This is a genomic window from Liquorilactobacillus hordei DSM 19519, from assembly GCF_019443985.1.
GTDB lineage: Bacteria > Bacillota > Bacilli > Lactobacillales > Lactobacillaceae > Liquorilactobacillus > Liquorilactobacillus hordei.
Window position 1 is genome coordinate 1,287,563 of sequence record NZ_CP049303.1, and the last position, 20,232, is coordinate 1,307,794.

Sequence of the window (20,232 nt, forward strand, 5' to 3'; positions counted from 1 at the left end):
CCCTTCGACAAAATAAGTTAAATTAAATGAGCAGCAGGTCCAGGACCAGCTACTAGTACTTTTTCTTGACCAAAACTATCTGAAAGGCGATCAACAATTGCTTGAATGTCTTTTCTTCGACAGATAACTTTTACATTTGGTCCAGCATCTAAAGTATAATAACAGGATACACCTTGTGAACGCAACTTTTCCACGATTTTCATCGCTTTAATGGAGTCAGGTTCAAGATAATTGAAATGTGGATGCGCACTCATATTCAATGCATGCATCTTCATTGCATTTTCTTCAGAAACTTCTCCAAAGGTTTCAAAATCATTTTTTGAGATAGCTTGCTTGAGTTTTCTAAGATCTTTGGCTGTATTTTGAACCCATGCTGGATAGTAGGGTGATGTTTCGACGACGCGTTTCATCCCAGCTCTGCTAGAAATCTTTTTAAAATCTGTACTAATCACAAGAGCAATCATTGCAATATCAAAATCACGAGACATCTCAATTGGATGTGCAAATGAGGTTTGGTCATCAATTCCTTCTTGCCATTCGACTAATCCACCGTAAATTGATCTGCATGCAGACCCAGATCCACGTCTTGCCAAGCGTGAAAGTTCTTTCTTGTCTAAATTTAAGCCGGCAGCTTTGCTTGCGGCCAGTGCCAATGCTGCATAAGCTGATGCAGAGGAGGCTAATCCCGCTGTAGAGGGTACATGATTTTTTGAAATGATCTTTGCTTTTGCAGTGATGTTAGCTTTTTGACGTACAATTTCAAGAAAATTACTGATTTTATCATTTTTTTCTTTGGAGCCATCCAGCAAAAATAAATCATCTTTAAGTTGTTCATCAAACATTACACTTGTTTCAGTATAAAATCGGTCTAGTGTTAACGAGAGACTGCTATTCATTGGGAGAATCAGTTTTTCATCTTTCTTACCCCAGTATTTAATTAAGGCAATATTAGTGTGCGCGCGAGCTGTGTAAGTAGTTGTCGCATTCATCAATTAACTTCCTCCGTTACAGTGATTCCTAGTGGTTGGATCCAGGTCTGTGTTGCACCTTCACGTTTTAGAACAGATGCAGCTTTTTGTGCTACTTTTTTGGAGGGCATTAAGCAGATAAAACAACCGCCACGGCCGCCACCAGTTAGTTTACTACCAAGAGAGCCTAGGCGCTTGCTGACAGCAATTAAATAGTTTAATTTTGTATCACTGACCCCAAGCTTTGTAAGCTGTTCTTGTGCTCGATTAAAAGTATCTCCGAGCCCTACGATATTATTATTATTAAGTTGTTTTCTTGCATCATATGTTAGTTTTTCAAGCTTATTCAATAAATCAGATGTTTCAAGTGGTTTTTTTTCAAGTAAGTTGCGAACACTTGCGACTGCTTCGCCTGTCTTACCTTTAATACCGCTATCACAAATTAGTAAACAACCATCAAGATGGATAGGAATCTCTTTTAGTTCTTGATTTCTGATCATCCAGACAGGTTGATTACTAGCAGATGTAGCAGCATCTAATCCACTAGGGTTGCCATGCATATCAATTTCAGAGACATTGGCAAGAGCTAACAGATCTTCTTGTGTAAGTTCCAATTCAAAAAAGTTATAGAGTGCACGGGTAACTGCGATTGCTGTTGCGGCAGAAGAACCCATCCCACGTTCAGCGGGTAAATCACTTTTTATTGTCATCGTAAATGGAAAATCTTGTTTGTTATTTTTTTTCAGAATTAGTAGTATTAAGTGCTTTAACCCCTTCATCGCTTTGGGCATTGACACTAAAGGGCCGTCAAAGTACCGACTTTTTATTGAAGACGGCATATTATACGTTTCCTCTATTGTGACAGTTGTTTTAACCTCAGACAATGGTAAAGCAATTGCTGGTTTTCCATAAACAACGGAGTGTTCACCAATTAAAATTATTTTAGCGTGGCTTACTCCCTCACTAAAATGGGCATGAAACATAGTCAAGATGCCGCTTCCTTTCTTGGAGTAGATTATGTGTAACACATTAAGTTTAAAAGTTGTATAAGCAAATAGATTATACATATTTATCATAAATATGACAAATATCTGTAATTAGAAGCACAATTAAGTAAAATTTTAATTATTATTGCAGGAATTTGCAAGATAAATTTTTCTAAAGTACGTAAAGAATCTATTTTTGTGCTAAAATTGCGAATAGATTAAGCTAGAAAGTCGGTGGACTAATGTGCTCGACAAACACGTATGCAGTTGTTGATATTGAAACAACGGGTACAAGTATGGATGGCAGCAATAGAATGTTGCAGTTCAGCTGTGTTTTTATAAAAAATAAAGAAATAATTAATACATTTAATACGATGATTAATCCTGGAATGGCAATTCCAATTGAGGTTCAAAAACTAACGGGTATTAGTGATAAGGATGTCAGAAAAGCACCTTTTTTTGAAGATATGGCAGGTACAATCTATTCTTTGTTGCAAGATACGATTTTTGTTGCCCACAACATCAACTTTGATTATCGCTTTTTAAACGAAGAGTTTTTACGTTGTGGCTATCCAGAACTTGGTATTGAAGGAATTGATACTGTACAGCTAAGTCAGATTATTTTACCAACGTTGCCAAGTTATCGACTGACATATTTGGGTGAATATTTTGATATAAAGCATGAGCATCCGCACCATGCTGACAGCGATGCATTTGTTACGGCTAAACTTTTTTTGATGTTGATAAAAGCAATTAATAATCTGCCAGTTCAAGTCTTGAAAATAATCAATCGTTTTCGTGAAAGTTTGCTTTTTCAAACCGGTTCGTGTTTTGCTAATGCACTCAAAAAAAAGCAACAAAAGACAAGCCAACTGGCAAGTCATCTTGAAGCCGTTGGAGAATTAGTTTTACGAACAGAACCGGTGACGATAGAGAGAATGAGAGATGATAAATATCCACAAACTCGAGTGAAAAAAGAGGAGTTATTTGGTGAGTTCCTAGAATGGCGTCCAACACAATCAGAAATGATGGACGAGGTATATCATTTATTGTTGCAGCGAAAAGAAAAGGAGTTAATGATTGAAGCACCAACTGGATTAGGAAAAACATTAGGTTACTTGGTACCCGCCCTTTATGCAGCGCTTAAAGGTCATCAAATCGTGGTGTCAACGGCAACTACGACTTTGCAATTGCAATTAGTAGAACAGACTATTCCATTGCTAAGACAAATAATGCCTTTTGATTTTACGGTAGCTACTTTAAAGGGAAGCCATAATTACATTGATTTGCAAAAATTTGTTTCGTCTCTCGGTAAACCACAAAGCAAACCTTCAAGATTACTGCAATTACGGATGATTGTTTGGCTGACAATGACTAAAACAGGTGATTTGAGTGAACTTCATCTAACAAAAATGCAAGATCCACTTTTTGATGAGATTAGGCATAATGGACCACTAAGTATTGATAATGGTAGCCTTTACTATACCCATGACTTTGTACTAAGACAACAGCTTAAACAGGCCACAGCTGACTTAGTAATTACAAATCATGCGTATTTATTAAATCATGCTGAAGTGCTCGGAAATTTTAAGAAGAAATCATTGATTATTGATGAGGCACAACATTTTGGAAGTATTGCCTTAAAAAGCAACCGAGCAGTTATTGATTTTGATTTAATCAAAATAATTTCTGACACGCTTTTAGTTAAAATCGGTTCACGAAAGTCTTTTTCATTCAGAGAATTAGAGCAACAATCTTTCTTGACGCCTGCTGAATCAAAAAAAATTGCAGCACAAATTAGAGTAATTGATAAGCGAGTACCTGTATTGCGTGAATTGTTACGAGTAAGATTTCTTCAAAAAAAAGCAAAAGAAGTTAATGAAGTGTCTTTTAAGGAAGTTGTTGTAAAGACAAGTAGATTTCAAGGCTTTGTAAAAGAAAATCTCGCTGATTATCAAAAAATTTCGAAAGCAATAGAGGCATTTCAGGCGCGACTCTTACAATTGAAATCAAGGTTTATAGTGTTTAAAAATCAAGAAAGATTGGATGGAAAGGCTCAAACTTTTATGTTGAACTTTCTTGATGACGGTTTTGAACTTTTAAAATCATTGGAGAACTGGCATAGATTCGAACTTGCTGAGCTTGATCAGATTGCTGAGGAAGCAGTTATTAGCCTGCAGATTCCGATGAACCAGAGTAATGGGCATTTACGACTTAATTTTGGAATTTTTAAAACAGAGAATTACCTTTCTTCCTTTATTTATTCACAATTTGAACATACTATTTTTGTTGGTGCTACTTTATTTCTACCTGGAAGTGCAGGTTATATGAAAAATCAACTTGATCTATCACAAACAGTTCCAGTCTTAAAACTTGAAGGTGAATTTAATTATCGAGAACAAGCATTGGGACTTCTAGTTGCTGATGCTCCTGACATTGTTACAGACACTGAGGAGTATATTGCCTATTTGAGCAAATCTATTGAGAATATTTTAAACAATAACAAGAAGCAAACAATGATTTTGTTCAATTCACTTGAAATGATTTCTAGAGTTTATGATTATTTACGGCAATCAGAAAATATTGATAAAAGATTGATTATTGCCCAAGGAATTACAGGTAGCAATGAAAAGATAATCAAAATGTTTGAGTTAGGGGATAATGCAGTTTTACTTGGGTCTGGAACATTTTGGGAAGGTATCGATTTGCCTAAGGATAGGCTGGAACTCTTGATTATCACAAGACTACCATTCCAATCGCCAGATACTGTAGTTAATCGTGCTAAATATCAATTAGCGCAAATTAATGGTCAAGATTCATTTAATACAATTGCATTACCGGAAGCAATGCTTCGCTTGAAACAAGGACTGGGTAGACTAATTAGGACGAAGGAAGACAGAGGGGTAGTTATTGTTTTCGATAGTCGGGTAGTTTCAAGAAATTATGGTGCTAAATTACGTGAAGTCTTCCCAAGAGAGATGCCAGTAAGAATTATTGAGTCAGCAGAGATTCAGAATTATTTGTTTGATTTTTGGGAAAATTAAAAACCCTGTCTTCAAAAAGATTGGTATTATTGGTATAATAGTACGGATGTTGGTAATAAAATAATTAATTTAGATGATATGAGAGGTTCTTATGAAGAGGGCAAAAAGTTATCGTAGTGGCTTAAAGAAACTCTTTGTTGCTGCTGTAGTAGTAATAATACTTTTTGGTGTTTTTATCATTTGGTGGCAAGCACAAGCACCTAGAGAGACAGCTGAAAAGAATGCAGTTAGTTTTGCACAAAAGCATGCTGACTTGAAAAAAGAAACAGATTTTTATTTATTCAATCGAAAAAAGACGTACTTCACTGTAGCTGGAACTAACTCCAAGAAGCAAAAGATTTATGTTATCATTGCAAAAAAAGGGGGAGCTACAAAAATCTTGCAGCAAAAGAAGGGGATTAGTGAAGAAGATGCTTTGACATTGGTGAAAAAACAAAAACCAAAGAAAGTTCTGAAGGCAGCTTTGGGACTTTGGTCTAATGAACCTGTTTGGGAAGTGACATATCTAAACAAGACAGGAAACCTCTGCTATATTCTGTATGCGTATAAAAATGGTGATATAGTAAAGTCTATTCAAAATATTTAGTGGATTGAGGGCATAATTTATGAAAATTTCAAAAAGAGTAATGCAGATTCAACCATCAGCAACACTTGAATTGTCAGCTAAAGCAAAGCAAATGAAATCTGAAGGAATTGATGTTATTAATCTAGGTGTTGGTGAACCAGATTTTAATACACCTAAAAATATAAAGGCCGCTGCGATTAAGGCAATCGAAGAAGGAAAGTCTGACTTTTACACTCCTGCCACGGGAATTAATGAATTAAAGCAGGCAATCTGTGCAAGAATTGCAGCTGATTTTGGAGTGAATTATGAGCAGAATCAAGTTGCGGTAACGGTCGGAGGCAAATTTTCTCTATATGTTTTAGCACAGACATTGTTGGATGAGGACGATGAAGTTTTAATTCCTCTTCCATATTGGGTAAGTTATGGTGAACAGGTAAAATTAGCTGGTGGTGTGCCAGTGTTTGTGAAACCAAAAAATGGGCTAAAGGTAACTGTTACTGAGCTTGAGGGTGCGAGAACAGCTAAATCACGAATTGTAATTATTAATTCACCGCAAAATCCATCAGGTTTGATTTATACTCGAAGTGAACTTGAAGCGATCGGCAACTGGGCGGTTGAGCACGATATTGTGATTATTACAGATGATATGTATGGTAAGTTGGTATACAACGGCGAACATTTTGTATCCCTAATTGAGCTCAGTGATGAAATTAGAAAACAAACAATTTTAGTTAGTGGCTTGTCTAAGGCATACTCAATGACAGGTTGGAGAATTGGATATACAGTAGCTCCTGCTGAAGTCATTAAGAAGATGGGTGCGCTGATTGGACATGCTACAAGCAATCTTGCGGCAGTCAGTCAATATGCTGCACTTGAGGCATTAACAGGACCACAAGAAGTAGTTGAAGAAATGCGTATTGCTTTTGAAGAAAGACTGAACAAGGTTTATCCCGAATTAACAGCATTACCAGGGATTAAGTTGGAAAATAAGCCTCAGGGTGCATTTTATTTGTTCCCCAACGTGAAAGAAACAGTAAAATTGACGGGTTTTGCATCCACCGACGAATTTGTGGCTGCCTTATTGGATGATGCCCATGTGGCCGTTGTTGTTGGAAGTGCCTTCGGATTACCTGACCATATAAGAATGAGTTATGCAACGGATTTAGCAAGCTTAGAAGAAGCAATTAAAAGAATGAAAATATTCATTGAAAAACATATGTAGGAGGATTCTTTTGTTGAAAACAATTAGTATTATTGATGCAAAAAATCATGTTGACGAAGAAGTAAAGATAGGTGTTTGGCTTACAAATAAGAGATCAAGCGGAAAAATTGCCTTCTTGCAGTTGCGTGATGGGACAGCTTTTTTTCAAGGAGTAGTGGTTAAGAATAATGTTAGTGAAGAAGTTTTTACCCTTGCTAAAGAAGTTAAACAAGAAGAAAGCCTCTATGTAACTGGAACTATTCATGAAGATCAGCGGTCACCGTTTGGTTATGAAATAGAGTTATCAGGCATTGAAAAAGTTGGTGAAAGTGAGAATTATCCTATCTCACCTAAGAAACATGGTGTTGATTTCTTAATGGATCATCGTCATTTGTGGTTACGTTCTAAACGTCAATTTGCGGTAATGAAAATCCGTAATGAAGTGATCAGAGCAACCTATGAGTTTTTTAACAAAGAGGGTTTCATCAAGATTGATGCACCAATTTTGACTGGCTCTGCTCCTGAAGGAACAACGGAGCTTTTTCATACCAAGTACTTTGATAAAGACGCATATCTTTCTCAATCTGGGCAGCTTTATGAAGAAGCTGGAGCTATGGCTTATGGTAAGGTATTTTCCTTTGGACCAACTTTTAGAGCCGAAAAATCCAAGACAAGACGTCATCTGATTGAATTTTGGATGATTGAACCTGAGATGGCTTTTATGCATCAAGAAGAAAGCCTAGAAGTTCAGGAGAAATATATCGCCTTTTTAGTTCAGAGTGTAATAGACAATTGTACATATGAACTTGGAATTTTGGAACGCGATATCAACGTTTTAAAGCGATATACTGAGCTGCCATTTCCAAGAATTTCGTATGATGAAGCAGTTGAAATGTTGCAAAAGTCAGGCGAATTTCCTGATGTTGAATGGGGAGAAGATTTTGGTTCCCCAGAAGAGACCTATTTAGCCGAACATTTCAGCAAACCAGTTTTTGTTATAAACTATCCCAAAGCAATTAAGCCATTTTACATGAAGCCACATCCAACACGTGAAGATGTTGTAATTTGTGCCGATTTACTTGCACCTGAGGGTTATGGCGAAATTATTGGTGGATCTGAAAGAGCAACAGACCCAGAGTTTTTAGAGGCACAGATTGAAAAAGCTGGGCTGAACAAAGATGATTATCAATGGTATCTAGATTTGCGTCGTTACGGTAGTGTACCTCATTCTGGTTTTGGTTTGGGACTTGAGCGCGCAATTACATGGATTACTGGCGAAGAACATATTCGTGAGGCGATTCCATTCCCACGGTTGTTGAACCGAATTTATCCATAAAAAGTAAGTTTGAAAGCAGTTGGGGTAATGCAGATTATCTTAACGGCTTTTTGTTTAAAAATGAAAAGAGGGGAGTATATATGGATAAAATATTTGATGAATATCTTAAAGCGGGTCAAACAACTATTTCTAATCTTATTCTTCATAATTATCCGATGCTTGGTTTGAATGAAACTGAGATGGTATTGGTACTTCAGATAATGAGTGCAGCTCAGTCAGGCAATTCTTTTCCAGAAGTCGGACTTATTGCTAAGCGGATGGGAAAAAATGAAGCGGATGTCTACCAATCGATGCATAGTTTAATCAAGAAAAATATCATGGAGATAATTAGTATCCAAGATGAAGATGGAATTAAGCATGACATTTATCAATTCAAAAAATTATTTGACAAATTAACGGTGCTTGAACAACAGAAGCAAAAATCTTTAGAAAATAAAGATTCGAAGACTATGCAAGAAAAAGTATTTCAAAGTATCGAAGTTGAATTTGGACGTCCTTTATCCCCAATTGAAATTGAAACGGTTAATTTATGGTTACATAAAGATAATTATGTACCTGAGTTAATTTTATTAGCTTTGAGGGAAGCCGTGTTAAATCAGGCTTACAGCTTGAAGTATATTGATCGAATTTTATTGAGTTGGGAAAGGCAAAATATTCGGTCTGCACAGGATGTTCAGCGTGAACAACAAAGAAAGAGAATGAAGACGCAGGATAATTCAACAAGTCAGGCCAGAGCGAAGAATAATGCAGACAGACCAAGTATTCCATTGTACCATTGGTCGAGTAATGATAATAAAAAAGGGGAGTAGATGAATGCTATCTGCTGAGGAATGTTTGAAAGCAATTGAAATAATGGGTGAATCATTTCCTGATGCACATTCTTCACTCACTGCAGACACGGATTTTCATTTTTTGCTAGCTGTTATTATGAGCGCTCAAACAACTGATAAGGCTGTAAATCTGCTAACTCCTAAACTCTTTGAAACCTATAAGACACCTTATGAGTTAGCAAAAGCTGACATTACTGATGTGATGTCTTTGATTAAAACAATTGGTTTATATCGTAATAAAGCTAAGTATTTGGTTGCATGTGCACAAAAGATTGTTTCTGATTTTGCTGGTATTGTGCCCCAAACACGCAAGGAGCTAATGTCGCTACCAGGTGTTGGCAGAAAAACTGCTGATGTTGTGCTGGCTGAATGTTTTGGAATTCCTGCACTTGCTGTGGACACACATGTTACAAGGGTATCCAAACGTCTTAGGATGGTTGCACAATCTGCTGATGTTTTAAAAATCGAGAGGACATTGATGAAAAAACTTCCAGAATCGGTTTGGATTGATGCACATTTCAGAATGATATACTGGGGGCGATATCAATGCACTGCTCGTTCGCCAAAATGTGAAACCTGTCCACTGCTTGGAATATGTGCTGAGGGGAAGCAACGTGTGAAAACAAATTAAAGAATCTGCTATTTATTTCAAATTAATTTAGAAAGCAGTCCTATCAGTGCCACGGCCTCTTTATGTGTTAAAGGGGAAAAAAGTTTTTGAAATATGTTGGTATCACGTTCAGATAATTTCGCAAGCAGATTATGTCCTTTATCAGTTACTGTTATTTGATAAACTCTTCGATCTGAGGTTTGTTTTCGTGTAATGAGTCCTTGATTTTCAATACTTTTTAGAGTTCGGCTAATTGCTGCTGGATTAACATTGAGTTTAGCAGCTAATTCTTTGGACGTGCTATTATTATAGCGGCTAACATTTACTAATAATTGGTATTGGGAAGCATAAATTCCGTATTCTTTGAGATGATCATTTAATAAATTGGTAATTTTCCTTGAAGTTTGATTGATTGTATGAGCAAGATTCTTTTCATCGACTTGAACCAAGGTGATAATCCTTCTTTCTATCAAAGTGGTGTACTTATTGATTTTCTAAATAAATAAATTACTAATGAAGAAAATAAATGGAATAGTGATGAGACTCAAAAGTGTCGAGATTCCCATCAAGGTAATTGCGGGATTAACATTATCGTGCACTTGAAGTGTAAATAACACAACTATTCCACCAACTGGGCAAGCCATCATTAGAATTATTGTAGATAATGCAAGTCCACTTACACCAAGTAAGGGCATAATGATAAGGGTTAGTAACGGATAGATTATATTACGAAGAATTAGTGAGACAATTATTGCGCGCGTTAACTTACAATTCTTGAGAGTAATATTTGCTAAACTATTCCCGATTACAAGCATCGAAATTGGTGTGTTAACCGAGCTAATGTAATTAATAAGTTGGCTAGGTAGTTGTGGAATTTTAATTGAGAAACAAAAGAGACTCATGCCCAAAATAATAGCAAGAATATTGGGATTAAATAAAACCTTGCGGATTCTTTGGATGATACTATATTCGTAATTAGATGCAGCAAACATTGATATTCCATGTGTCCAATTAAAAAGATTGAAGAAAGCTAAGGGAACAACAGCGTAAAAGACACCAGAAGATCCGAATAAAGAACTAACAAGTGGAATACCGATAAAACCAGCATTGGAATAGATACTGCTGAATTTTGTTATTCGTCGGATATTGTAGTCTTTAACGGATTTAAATATAATAGTTGACAAAAATATTTGAATTAAATATAGAACAAGAGTGCCAAGTGCAATCATTAAAAAAGTATGTATCCTACTAGTAGAGTAGGAAGTTTCAAAAGATTTGATAATTAAGCATGGTGATACAATATAAAGTAGGATATTCGTCAAATCATTAGCGGTTTGTTCATGAAAAAATTTTAATTTGTTAGCTAAAACACCAACAAGCATTAAACAAAACATCAGGACAATTTGATTAAATAATAGGCTGACATTCATCGTAACTTCCTCCACAGTAGTAAAACTATTTCCTTTAAAGTTTGGTAATAATTGTTAACTAGTTAACAATTATGGAATTATAGGACTTTTTTGTCAAGAACTATGAAATTTATTCGTAATAAAATAAATAGAGGGATTAGATCAAGTTTTGAAGTGTGAAGTGCCCCCATAATAATTAGACAAAGGTCTAATTATTATGGGGGCACTTCATTTTCTTGATCCAATCCCTCTTTTGTTTATCCAGAATAACTTATTAACTAGCTAGTCAATTTTATTTATTGCGATGTTGTTTTCCAGCATTACGAGAACGATTATTATTTTGGACTGTTTTGGTAGCAGTTGGTGTTTTTTTTGTTTCCTTTTTTTCAACTACTGGTGTTACTACTTTCTTAGGTGGATTTTTCTTTAATTCAGCTTCAACTTCAGCACGAATTTTTGGTCGCATTGCATTTACTAAAATAGTTTGCAAACAAGCAAAGATCCCACCAACAAAGAAGTACAAGCCCAAACCTGCAGGTGAAACAAATGTCATTCCACCTAACATAATTGGGGTAATAAAGAGCATTGACTGCATTTGTTTCTTTTGCTCTGGTGCAACACCTAAGAGTGAAAGGTAGGCCTGTAGTCCGTAGATAATGACTGTCAAAACAGCAAGAATAATACTTGGATTTCCAAGATTGATTCCCATGAATGAAGTTTTTGACAATTCTGGAGAATATTGGATTGCGGCGTACAAGGCAGCAAAAATTGGCATCTGAATAAGTAAAGGAAGACAACCAATTCCACCGGTCATCGAAATGCCATTCTCACGATAAAGAGCCATCATCTCTTGACTGATTGCAGTTTTTTCTTCTGCCGAGGACGCATTTTTTTGACGTTCTTGAATATCGGCCATTTGCGGACGGACAGATGCCATCTTTTCTTGCTGAATTGTTGCACCACGTGCTTGTTTGAGCATTAGTGGCATGAGAAGCATTCTTACAATAAAGGTAATTGCTATTATTGCCCAACCATAGCTACCACCCATTACACTCGTTAACCAATTGATAACGTGTTGTGTAGGTATAGCTAAATGGTCATAAATTAAACCATATGGTTTACCACTTTTAGTTCTTTGCACACAGCCGCTTAAAATCAAAGAAGCAGCTATGAATACTGGGAGGACAGTAAGGCGTTTCATTTTTTTCATTCGTATTGTTCCTTTCAAATAAACTACGCTACTTACTATACTTTATAAATAGTACTTTTTCAATTACACTTAATAATATAATAATTAATTAAGAAATACTGAATTCTTAATTAATAAACAACTTCAAATGAGGTGTAATCTTTTACTTCATTAATGTTGATAGTGTAATTGGATACATGACCACTGGGACTAGGCGAGGAAATAACAGATTTAACAAAATTGTCAATGGCATGCGATTCACCCTGAGCTTCAATATAGACAGAACCGTCATTTTGATTTTTTACAATTCCAGCGATGTTTAGCTGGTCTGCTATCATTTTTGTACAATAGCGGAAGCCAACACCTTGTACTCTACCATGAACAATTATTTTGATAGACTTCATGATAATCACTCCTTTATCCTATTATATATTAGTATGATTTAAGTTTATTGTTATATGCTATACTTGATTAGAGATTATTAAATTGGAGAAGATATTGATGGAAATTATTCAATCACCCCAGAATAAGCAGATTAAAGAATGGAAGAAGCTTTCTTCCAAAAAAGGTCGTTTAAATCAAAGATTATATATGCTAGATGGGTGGCACCTTGTCAAAGAAGCAATTCGAGCAAATGAAAATATTCAGCGTTTCTTAATTGTACCAGATTCACGCTATGTTGATGAGTTTAATGAGCTTAATTCAACAAAAGCAGAGATAACGTATATTTCGTCCGAAGTTGCACATGCATTAAGTGAAACTATTAGTCCTCAGGGAATTTTTGCAATTATGATGACTAATGAGTCTAGAAGTATGCTGCCATCGAACTTAAGCGGTGCATGGCTACTGCTTGATGGTGTTCAAGATCCTGGAAATATTGGGACTATGATTCGAACGGCTGATGCTGCAGGGTTTAGAGGTGTAGTATTTGGAAATGGAACTGGTGACTTGTATCAACCGAAAGTTGTTCGTTCAATGCAGGGAAGTCAATTTCATTTGGAATTGCTACAAGTTGACTTGACACTCTTCATTGCGGAATTGAAAAAAAAGAAAATTCCTACTTTTGGAACAGAATTAAATAAGGATGCAAAGAGCTATGACGAAATTGGCAAGTATACAGATTTTGGTTTAATAATGGGTAATGAAGGTAACGGAGTTCAGCCCGAACATTTAAAAATGACAAGACATAATTTATATATCCCAATTATTGGAAAGGCTGAATCATTAAATGTAGCAGTAGCTGCTGGAATTTTGATGTATACTCTAAAAAAATAATTATTAAGATTAGTTTATAAACTTGTAAGTTTGATATTTAGGAATTGCAAATTATATAAATTTAGGTATGATAGAGGTAACTTTTATTAAGAGGGGTATTGCATGAAAAAAAATGAATGGCAAGATGATTCAGAATATATGAGTTATGTAGGCGAACTTCTTGAAACGCCAGAAGTTCAACGATTAGCTGATTTTAAGCAACACTATTTTTCAAATCGTTTAGAGCATTCGATTGCAGTCTCTTTTGATAGTTATCGGATTGCAAAGAGAATGCATTTGAATGCTCGTGCAACTGCGAGAGCTGGTTTGCTTCATGATCTATTTTATTATGATTGGCGAACTACTAAGTTTGATAATGGGACACATGCGTGGATTCATCCACGAATTGCTGTACGGAATGCAAAAAAGATTACAAATTTAACAGCGATGGAGCGCGATATCATAATTAAACATATGTGGGGAGCAACAGTAGCTCCTCCACGTTATCTTGAAGGTTATATTGTAACAATGGTTGATAAGTATGAAGCAACATCTGAGGTTGGCGTACCTTTGTTTAATCGTTATGAAGGTAGGTTGAAGAAGCATTTAAGGTTTGTGAAATAATAAAGTTGAAAAAACTTCGCCTTTTTATTTGACGGTGAGGCTTTTTTCGTGTAATTATAAATATGATGGTATAGTTTTTGGAGGTGAAGATAGTGCAAAAAGTAATTGAAACCTATGTTCAATGTCCACGATTTGAAAAAACTTTTGGGATCTTGGGAAGAAAATGGAATGGCTTAATAATCGATGTTCTATTAACTGAGGGACCTCAGCGTTTTCGTGATCTCGCAAATAAAGTTGATAAATGTAGTGATCGGGTTTTAGTTGAACGGCTTAAAGAGTTAGAGGAAGAAGGTTTACTTGAGCGTGTTATCTATGAAGATAGCTGCAGGCCAGTTTATAGCCTAACTGAACGTGGAGAAAATCTTCGGTGTATCATGGATGAGTTGCATGATTGGGCAAAAAAATGGTATACACTTGATGACTGCAAGTAGAACTTGACGAATTATACATTGAAGTATAGACTCTATAAAAGAGTAAAGACATTGACGGAAAATAGTAGGATATTTTTTGTAGTCAGAGAGGAATACAGTTGCTGAAATTATTCCGTATAGAAGTATCCGAATTTCATTTCCTTAGTTGCCATCGGGATTTAACTATTGATGAATGATGTGCCGCATACATGGGCGTTAACATGAAAGTGCTAGTTGGTATTGACTTTGAAGTGTTGTACTGGCTAGAACAAGGGTGGTACCGCGAGACCTCGTCCCTTTGATGGGACGGGGTCTTTTTGTCTTAAAAAGAGTATTTGTGATTTGTTACTATTATTATGAATGAACAGGAAAGGAAAAAGCAGATGGACTTAAAAAGTAGGTTAACAGAGTTAAAAGTGAAGGCTTTAGGTGAGATTAATACTGTTGATGATTTAAAGAAAATTAATGAAATTAGAGTTAATTTATTGGGGAAAAAGGGTCCCATTACAGAAGTACTTCGTGGGATGAAGGATCTTTCAAAAGAGGAGCGACCAGTTGTCGGTAGCTTTGCAAATAAAGTACGCGATGAATTGACAGAAGCAATTGCGCAAAGACGAGAAAAGTTAGAAATAATTAAAACTGCTAGAAAACTTGAAAAAGAAAAGATTGATGTTACATTACCAGGCGTTCCAGTTAAGGCAGGGCAACCACATATCATAATGCAAGTTATTGATCAACTAGAAAAACTTTTTCTAGGAATGGGTTATCAAGTTGTGGATGGTCCAGAAATTGAAGAAGATCATTATAATTTTGAAATGATGAACTTACCAAAGGATCACCCAGCACGAGATATGCAAGATACTTTTTATATTAATGAACAAATCTTGATGCGCACTCAAACTTCTCCTGTACAGGCTCGTACAATGGAAAAACATGATTTTTCTAAGGGACCACTAAAGATGATTTCCCCTGGTAAGGTGTATAGGCGTGATACTGATGATGCAACACATTCCCATCAATTTCACCAAGTTGAAGGACTTGTTATCGATAAGCATATTACGATGGCTGATTTAAAGGGAACGCTACAAAGTATTGCTCGAACACTATTTGGAGATGAACGTGAAATTAGATTGCGTCCAAGTTATTTTCCTTTTACTGAGCCTTCAGTTGAAGTTGATGTTTCTTGTTTTAAGTGTGAAGGTAAAGGATGTGCTGTTTGTAAGCAAACTGGTTGGATTGAAGTTTTAGGAGCAGGAATGGTTCATCCTAACGTCTTAACAATGGCAGGAGTAGATTCAGAAATTTACGGTGGTTTTGCCTTTGGTTTAGGACCAGATCGTTTTGCAATGTTAAAATATGGGGTCGATGATATTCGTGAATTTTACTTAAATGATGTCCGCTTCTTATCACAATTTGCGCAGAAAGGACAGAGATAAATGAAGATTTCTACAAAATGGCTCAAAGATTATATTGATTTAGATATTAATCCAGAAGAATTAGCTGAGAAGATTGAAAGAACGGCGGTTGAAGTTGACAGCGTTTCTAGACTTGATAAAAATTTAAAGAAGATTGTGGTAGGTGCAACTGTTGAAGTTAGAAAGCATCCGGAATCAGATCATCTTAATATTTGCAAAGTCGATATAGGAGAAGAAGAATTATCGCAAATTGTTTGTGGTGCTCCTAATATTGCTGCAGGTAAAAAGGTGATTGTAGCATTACCTAATTCAAGAATTGCTGGAAATGTGAAAATCAAAAGAGGAAAAATGCGAGGAGAAGTTTCTGAAGGAATGATTTGTTCGCTTCAAGAAATTGGTTTTTCAGAAAACGTTGTTCCTAAAGCATATGCCGATGGAATATACTTTCTTCCAGATAATGCTAAACCTGGTGAACCAGTGTATTCATATTTAGGAATGGATGAAGACATTATTGACTTGGATGTTACGCCAAACCGAGCAGATATGCTAAGCATGCGTGGTACAGCCTATGAACTCGCAGCAATTTATGATAAGAAAGTAAGTTTGAAAAAGACTGAATTACAAGAAGATTTGACAGATAATATTTCTGATTATATTCAAGTAACAGCAGATAAAGAATTAGCTTCAACATATTTGCTACGTGTTATCAAAGATGTGAAGGTTGAAGAAAGTCCAATGTGGTTGCAAAAACGTTTATGGAATGCAGGCATTCGACCAATGAATAATGTTGTTGATGTAACAAACTATATTTTACTTGCATATGGTCAACCACTTCATTCTTTTGATTACCATAAAATTTCTGGTAAAAATATCGAAGTTCGACTTGCTAAGAAGGGTGAAACCTTAAAAACTTTGGATGAAGAAGAAAGAACACTTTTAGAAAGTGATATTGTGATTGCTGATAATAATGGGCCCATTGCATTAGCGGGTACTATGGGTGGTTTAAATAGTGGTATTTCGGCGAATACACAAGTTATTGCACTTGAAGCGGCTGTTTTTAATTCGTCAGCTATACGTAAAACTGCAAGAAAACATAATTTACACAGTGAAGCTGCAATGCGATTTGAACGTGGAATTAATCAAGAAGCGGTTGCTGAAGCTCTTGATACAGCAGCACAATTGATTGCCGAGCTGGGTAATGGAAAAGTCGTTTCTGATGTTGCGGTTGGGGCTAAAAGTACTGTGCAACCAACAATCGTGAATATTTCAACAAAAAAAATCAACGATGTGTTAGGAACTGAATTAAAAGACGAAGAAGTCAAGAATATTTTCATAAGGCTTGGTTTTAACGTAGAGGAAAAGAGTAATGTTTTCAACGTTTCTATCCCTGCAAGAAGATGGGATATTAGTATTCCAGCTGATTTGATTGAAGAAGTTGCAAGAATTTATGGTTATGATAATTTACCTGCAACGTTGCCTAGTGGTGAATTAACACCTGGAAAGTATACGTATAAGCAACAAGTAATTCGTGATACAAGAAGTATCTTAGAAGAATCAGGATTAATGCAGGCAATTTCTTATGGTTTGACTTCTGACAAAAAAGCACAAAGATTTATGATGGAAGATGCACAAGCAACTAAGTTAGATTTTCCAATGAGTTCAGATAGAACAACAATCAGAATGAATCTGATTAGTGGTTTACTAGATGATGTGGCTTATAACAATGCACGTAAAGTTTCGAATGTGATGTTGTACGAGCAGGGACGTGTTTTTTACCGTGATGAAGGTAGGGACCGCCCACGTGAGATTGAGCACATAGCAGCTGCTATGACGGGATTATACTCAGTGCAGTCATGGCACGATGAGAAAAAACAAGTTGATTTTTATGTTGCTAAAGGAATTGTTGAACATCTGTTAGGCAAATTAGGGATTAAGGATGTTAGATACAATGCTTCACAAAAACATGAAGAGATGCACCCTGGAAGAACAGCTGACATTTTTGTAGATAATCTTTTTATCGGCTTTGTGGGGGAAGTTCATCCAAATATTGCTAAGGAATATGGAATAGGACGAACATACGTCTTCGAGCTTGATTTGCAAAAAATTATTGATTTCAATAATGAATTAATTACGTATCAACCTGTATCAAAATATCCGGTTATTACACGAGATGTTGCACTAGCTGTCAATAAGAATATTACAAACGCTGATATTATTAACTTTATTAAGACACAAAGTGGGAAGATTCTAAGTGATATTCAACTTTTTGATGTCTATGAAGGTGGCAAGTTGGGTGTTGAACAAAAATCATTAGCTTATGAGTTAACGTATAGTGATAATACGAAAACACTTGCAGATGAGATTGTAAATGCTGATTTTGAAAAGGTAATGAGGAAACTACAAGAAAAATTTGATGTAGAAATTCGTTAATTTGATACGAAAAAGCTATGGATAGTAGAAAATCTGTGGCTTTTTTCGTATTAATTAATTTTTGAATATCAAGTAATATCGAATCTTGATGCAAATTTAAGCAATTTTATGTATAATGTAATGGATAGTGTATTTCGAATGGAGGGATACTTTGAATAACAATAATGAGGACAATGTAGACTTGCAAAATAATAAAAATAACAAGCTTTTTGCAAATCGAATTGTTCGAGGTGTGTTGCTCCTGATAGTTGTTTTACTGGTAGTTATAGGAATTATCGGTCATCATTACTTCGAAACTGCAAAGAAGCCGCTAAACCCTAATAGTGATAAGGTAATCGAAGTTAAGGTACCAATTGGCAGTACAACTAAGCAGATTGGTAGTATTCTAGAGAGCAAGAATGTGATAAAAAGTGGTTTTGTTTTTGATTATTACGTTAAAGCAAAAAAGTATGGTCAGTTTAAAGCAGGGTATTATGAATTAAAACCTTCAATGACTTTGAAACAAATAGCTCTTAAATTGCAAAAAGGTGGCGAAAGTCAGTCACGAAGTTCAGGGAAGGTCCTTGTTCGTGAAGGTGTGACAGCTTCGCAAATTGGTGATGTAATACAAAAGAACACAAAGTTTAAGAAAAAATCATTTTTAGCGTTGTTAAATAACAAGACCTTTTTAAATGAATTAAAGGGACAGTATCCAGATTTATTGGGCTCAGCAGTGGATGCAAAAAAAGTAAGATACAAGTTAGAAGGATACTTGTATCCTGCAACATATACTGTTGCAAAGAAGAGTACATTAAAGCAGCTGGTAACCTCAATGGTTATGAAGACTGATGAAATGCTGAAGCCTTATTATGCACAAATTAGTAAAAATGGATGGACTGTTCAAAAAGTCTTGACATTAGCTTCTTTAGTCGAGCGTGAAGGTGTAACTGACTCGGATCGAAAGAAGATTGCAGGTGTTTTTGAAAATAGATTGGATAAAAACATGAAAATTCAATCAGATATATCCGTGTTATATGCTCTTGGAAAACATAAAAAAACTGTTACTTATAAAGATTTGAAGGTTGATTCACCTTATAATCTATACACAAATACTGGTGTAGGCCCTGGGCCATTTAATAATCCTAGTATTGATTCGATAGAGGCAGTATTAAATCCAACTGATAGAGACAAGAATTATTTGTACTTTATCGCGAATATTAAGACGGGTAAAGTATACTATTCACAGACTTATGGAGAACACCAGAAACTGACTGCAAAGTTAGCAAAGGATAATAATTAGAATGAATGAAGGAGAAACTAGAGATGACAGCAAATTCGAGCAAGAAACGACCTGTTATTATTGGAGTTACAGGGGGCTCGGGCAGTGGGAAAACTTCTGTAAGCATGGCAATTTTTAACCAATTAAAGCAGCATTCACTTTTAATGGTTCAAGAAGACTCATATTATAAGGATCAGAATGATATGTCTTTTGAAGAGCGGATAAAGGTTAACTATGATCATCCAGATGCTTTTGATACTGATTTGCTGATTGAACATTTACAGGATCTTCTAAATTGGAAACAAGTTGCAGTTCCGGTGTATGATTATAGTGCACATACTAGAAGCGACAAGGTGTTAATGCAAGATCCACAGGAAGTAATAATTGTTGAAGGAATTCTTGTGCTTAATGACCAACGTCTACGTGATCTGATGGATATTAAAATTTTTGTTGACACTGATGATGATATTAGAATTATCAGGCGAATAAAACGAGATACTGAGGAACGAGGACGCTCATTGGAATCGATAATTTCACAGTATTTACGAACAGTGAAGCCCATGTATCATCAATTTATTGAACCAACTAAGAGATATGCTGATATTATTGTACCTGAGGGCGGTGCGAATCAAGTGGCAATTGATTTATTGACAACGAAGATTCGTGACGTTCTTCGTCATAATAGACATGCACATAGTTAATT

General features: G+C 35.7%; 19 protein-coding genes and 1 other annotated feature. Of the genes, 13 read left to right on the plus strand and 6 right to left on the minus strand.

All coding sequences use genetic code 11. The annotated features are described in order from the left end of the window. Positions 1 to 17: 17 nt before the first annotated feature. Positions 18 to 989 (minus strand): diphosphomevalonate decarboxylase, encoded by a 972-nt coding sequence (gene mvaD, locus G6O70_RS07395; RefSeq protein WP_057869548.1) that lies wholly within the window; start codon positions 987 to 989, stop codon positions 18 to 20. Next, on the minus strand, positions 989 to 1,951 hold the full coding sequence (gene mvk, locus G6O70_RS07400; RefSeq protein WP_057869574.1) for a mevalonate kinase: 963 nt from the start codon (positions 1,949 to 1,951) through the stop codon (positions 989 to 991). Before mvk ends, mvaD begins: the two co-directional genes overlap by 1 nt. Before the next feature lie 245 nt (positions 1,952 to 2,196). Between mvk and G6O70_RS07405 the strand changes: the two genes are divergently transcribed. The 6 genes from G6O70_RS07405 (at position 2,197) to nth (ending at position 9,561) form a co-directional block, all read left to right on the plus strand. Continuing rightward, entirely contained in the window at positions 2,197 to 4,998 is a 2,802-nt protein-coding gene (locus G6O70_RS07405) for a helicase C-terminal domain-containing protein (RefSeq protein ID WP_057869547.1), read from the plus strand. Between the two features lie 91 nt (positions 4,999 to 5,089). Beyond that, positions 5,090 to 5,584, plus strand: coding sequence for a cell wall elongation regulator TseB-like domain-containing protein (locus tag G6O70_RS07410; protein WP_057869546.1), 495 nt, complete (start codon positions 5,090 to 5,092; stop codon positions 5,582 to 5,584). A gap of 19 nt (positions 5,585 to 5,603) precedes the next feature. Continuing rightward, entirely contained in the window at positions 5,604 to 6,785 is a 1,182-nt protein-coding gene (locus tag G6O70_RS07415; protein WP_057869545.1) for a pyridoxal phosphate-dependent aminotransferase, read from the plus strand. A gap of 13 nt (positions 6,786 to 6,798) precedes the next feature. After that, positions 6,799 to 8,100, plus strand: coding sequence for an asparagine--tRNA ligase (gene asnS, locus G6O70_RS07420; RefSeq protein ID WP_057869573.1), 1,302 nt, complete (start codon positions 6,799 to 6,801; stop codon positions 8,098 to 8,100). Between the two features lie 80 nt (positions 8,101 to 8,180). Continuing rightward, the gene (locus tag G6O70_RS07425) at positions 8,181 to 8,909 is read left to right on the plus strand and encodes a DnaD domain-containing protein (RefSeq protein WP_057869544.1); all 729 of its coding nucleotides are present in this window, start codon (positions 8,181 to 8,183) and stop codon (positions 8,907 to 8,909) included. A gap of 4 nt (positions 8,910 to 8,913) precedes the next feature. After that, on the plus strand, positions 8,914 to 9,561 hold the full coding sequence (gene nth / locus G6O70_RS07430; RefSeq protein WP_057869543.1) for an endonuclease III: 648 nt from the start codon (positions 8,914 to 8,916) through the stop codon (positions 9,559 to 9,561). 17 nt (positions 9,562 to 9,578) lie between these two features. On the opposite strand, the gene G6O70_RS07435 is transcribed toward nth, so the two are convergent. The 4 genes from G6O70_RS07435 to G6O70_RS07450 form a co-directional block, all read right to left on the minus strand. Beyond that, positions 9,579 to 9,989 (minus strand): MarR family winged helix-turn-helix transcriptional regulator, encoded by a 411-nt coding sequence (locus tag G6O70_RS07435; protein WP_057869542.1) that lies wholly within the window; start codon positions 9,987 to 9,989, stop codon positions 9,579 to 9,581. Positions 9,990 to 10,034: 45 nt separating this feature from the next. Further along, positions 10,035 to 10,970, minus strand: a complete 936-nt coding sequence (locus G6O70_RS07440) for an AEC family transporter (protein WP_057869541.1) — start codon at positions 10,968 to 10,970, stop codon at positions 10,035 to 10,037. Positions 10,971 to 11,241: 271 nt separating this feature from the next. Further along, positions 11,242 to 12,159, minus strand: a complete 918-nt coding sequence (yidC, locus tag G6O70_RS07445) for a membrane protein insertase YidC (RefSeq protein WP_057869540.1) — start codon at positions 12,157 to 12,159, stop codon at positions 11,242 to 11,244. A gap of 110 nt (positions 12,160 to 12,269) precedes the next feature. Beyond that, complete coding sequence (locus G6O70_RS07450) at positions 12,270 to 12,542, minus strand: acylphosphatase (protein WP_057869539.1); 273 nt, start codon at positions 12,540 to 12,542, stop codon at positions 12,270 to 12,272. Between the two features lie 97 nt (positions 12,543 to 12,639). On the opposite strand from G6O70_RS07450, the gene G6O70_RS07455 reads away from it, so the two are divergent. The 7 genes from G6O70_RS07455 to udk all read left to right on the plus strand — a co-directional run bounded on the left by G6O70_RS07455 (position 12,640) and on the right by udk (position 20,230). Beyond that, a complete protein-coding gene (locus G6O70_RS07455; RefSeq protein WP_057869538.1) occupies positions 12,640 to 13,413 on the plus strand; it encodes a TrmH family RNA methyltransferase in 774 nt (257 codons plus the stop codon). Between the two features lie 102 nt (positions 13,414 to 13,515). Further along, entirely contained in the window at positions 13,516 to 14,016 is a 501-nt protein-coding gene (locus tag G6O70_RS07460) for an HD domain-containing protein (protein ID WP_057869537.1), read from the plus strand. Between the two features lie 92 nt (positions 14,017 to 14,108). After that, the gene (locus tag G6O70_RS07465; RefSeq protein ID WP_057869536.1) at positions 14,109 to 14,447 is read left to right on the plus strand and encodes a winged helix-turn-helix transcriptional regulator; all 339 of its coding nucleotides are present in this window, start codon (positions 14,109 to 14,111) and stop codon (positions 14,445 to 14,447) included. Positions 14,448 to 14,489: 42 nt separating this feature from the next. Then, positions 14,490 to 14,727: a binding site (T-box leader), on the plus strand. Between the two features lie 82 nt (positions 14,728 to 14,809). Beyond that, positions 14,810 to 15,862, plus strand: coding sequence for a phenylalanine--tRNA ligase subunit alpha (gene pheS, locus G6O70_RS07470; protein ID WP_057869535.1), 1,053 nt, complete (start codon positions 14,810 to 14,812; stop codon positions 15,860 to 15,862). Beyond that, positions 15,863 to 18,271: a phenylalanine--tRNA ligase subunit beta gene (pheT, locus tag G6O70_RS07475; protein ID WP_057869534.1), complete on the plus strand. Its 2,409-nt coding sequence runs from the start codon at positions 15,863 to 15,865 to the stop codon at positions 18,269 to 18,271. It abuts the gene before it with no gap. 151 nt (positions 18,272 to 18,422) lie between these two features. Next, the gene (mltG, locus tag G6O70_RS07480; RefSeq protein ID WP_057869533.1) at positions 18,423 to 19,550 is read left to right on the plus strand and encodes an endolytic transglycosylase MltG; all 1,128 of its coding nucleotides are present in this window, start codon (positions 18,423 to 18,425) and stop codon (positions 19,548 to 19,550) included. Between the two features lie 23 nt (positions 19,551 to 19,573). Continuing rightward, positions 19,574 to 20,230, plus strand: a complete 657-nt coding sequence (gene udk / locus G6O70_RS07485) for a uridine kinase (RefSeq protein WP_057869532.1) — start codon at positions 19,574 to 19,576, stop codon at positions 20,228 to 20,230. The last annotated feature ends 2 nt before the right edge of the window (positions 20,231 to 20,232 follow it).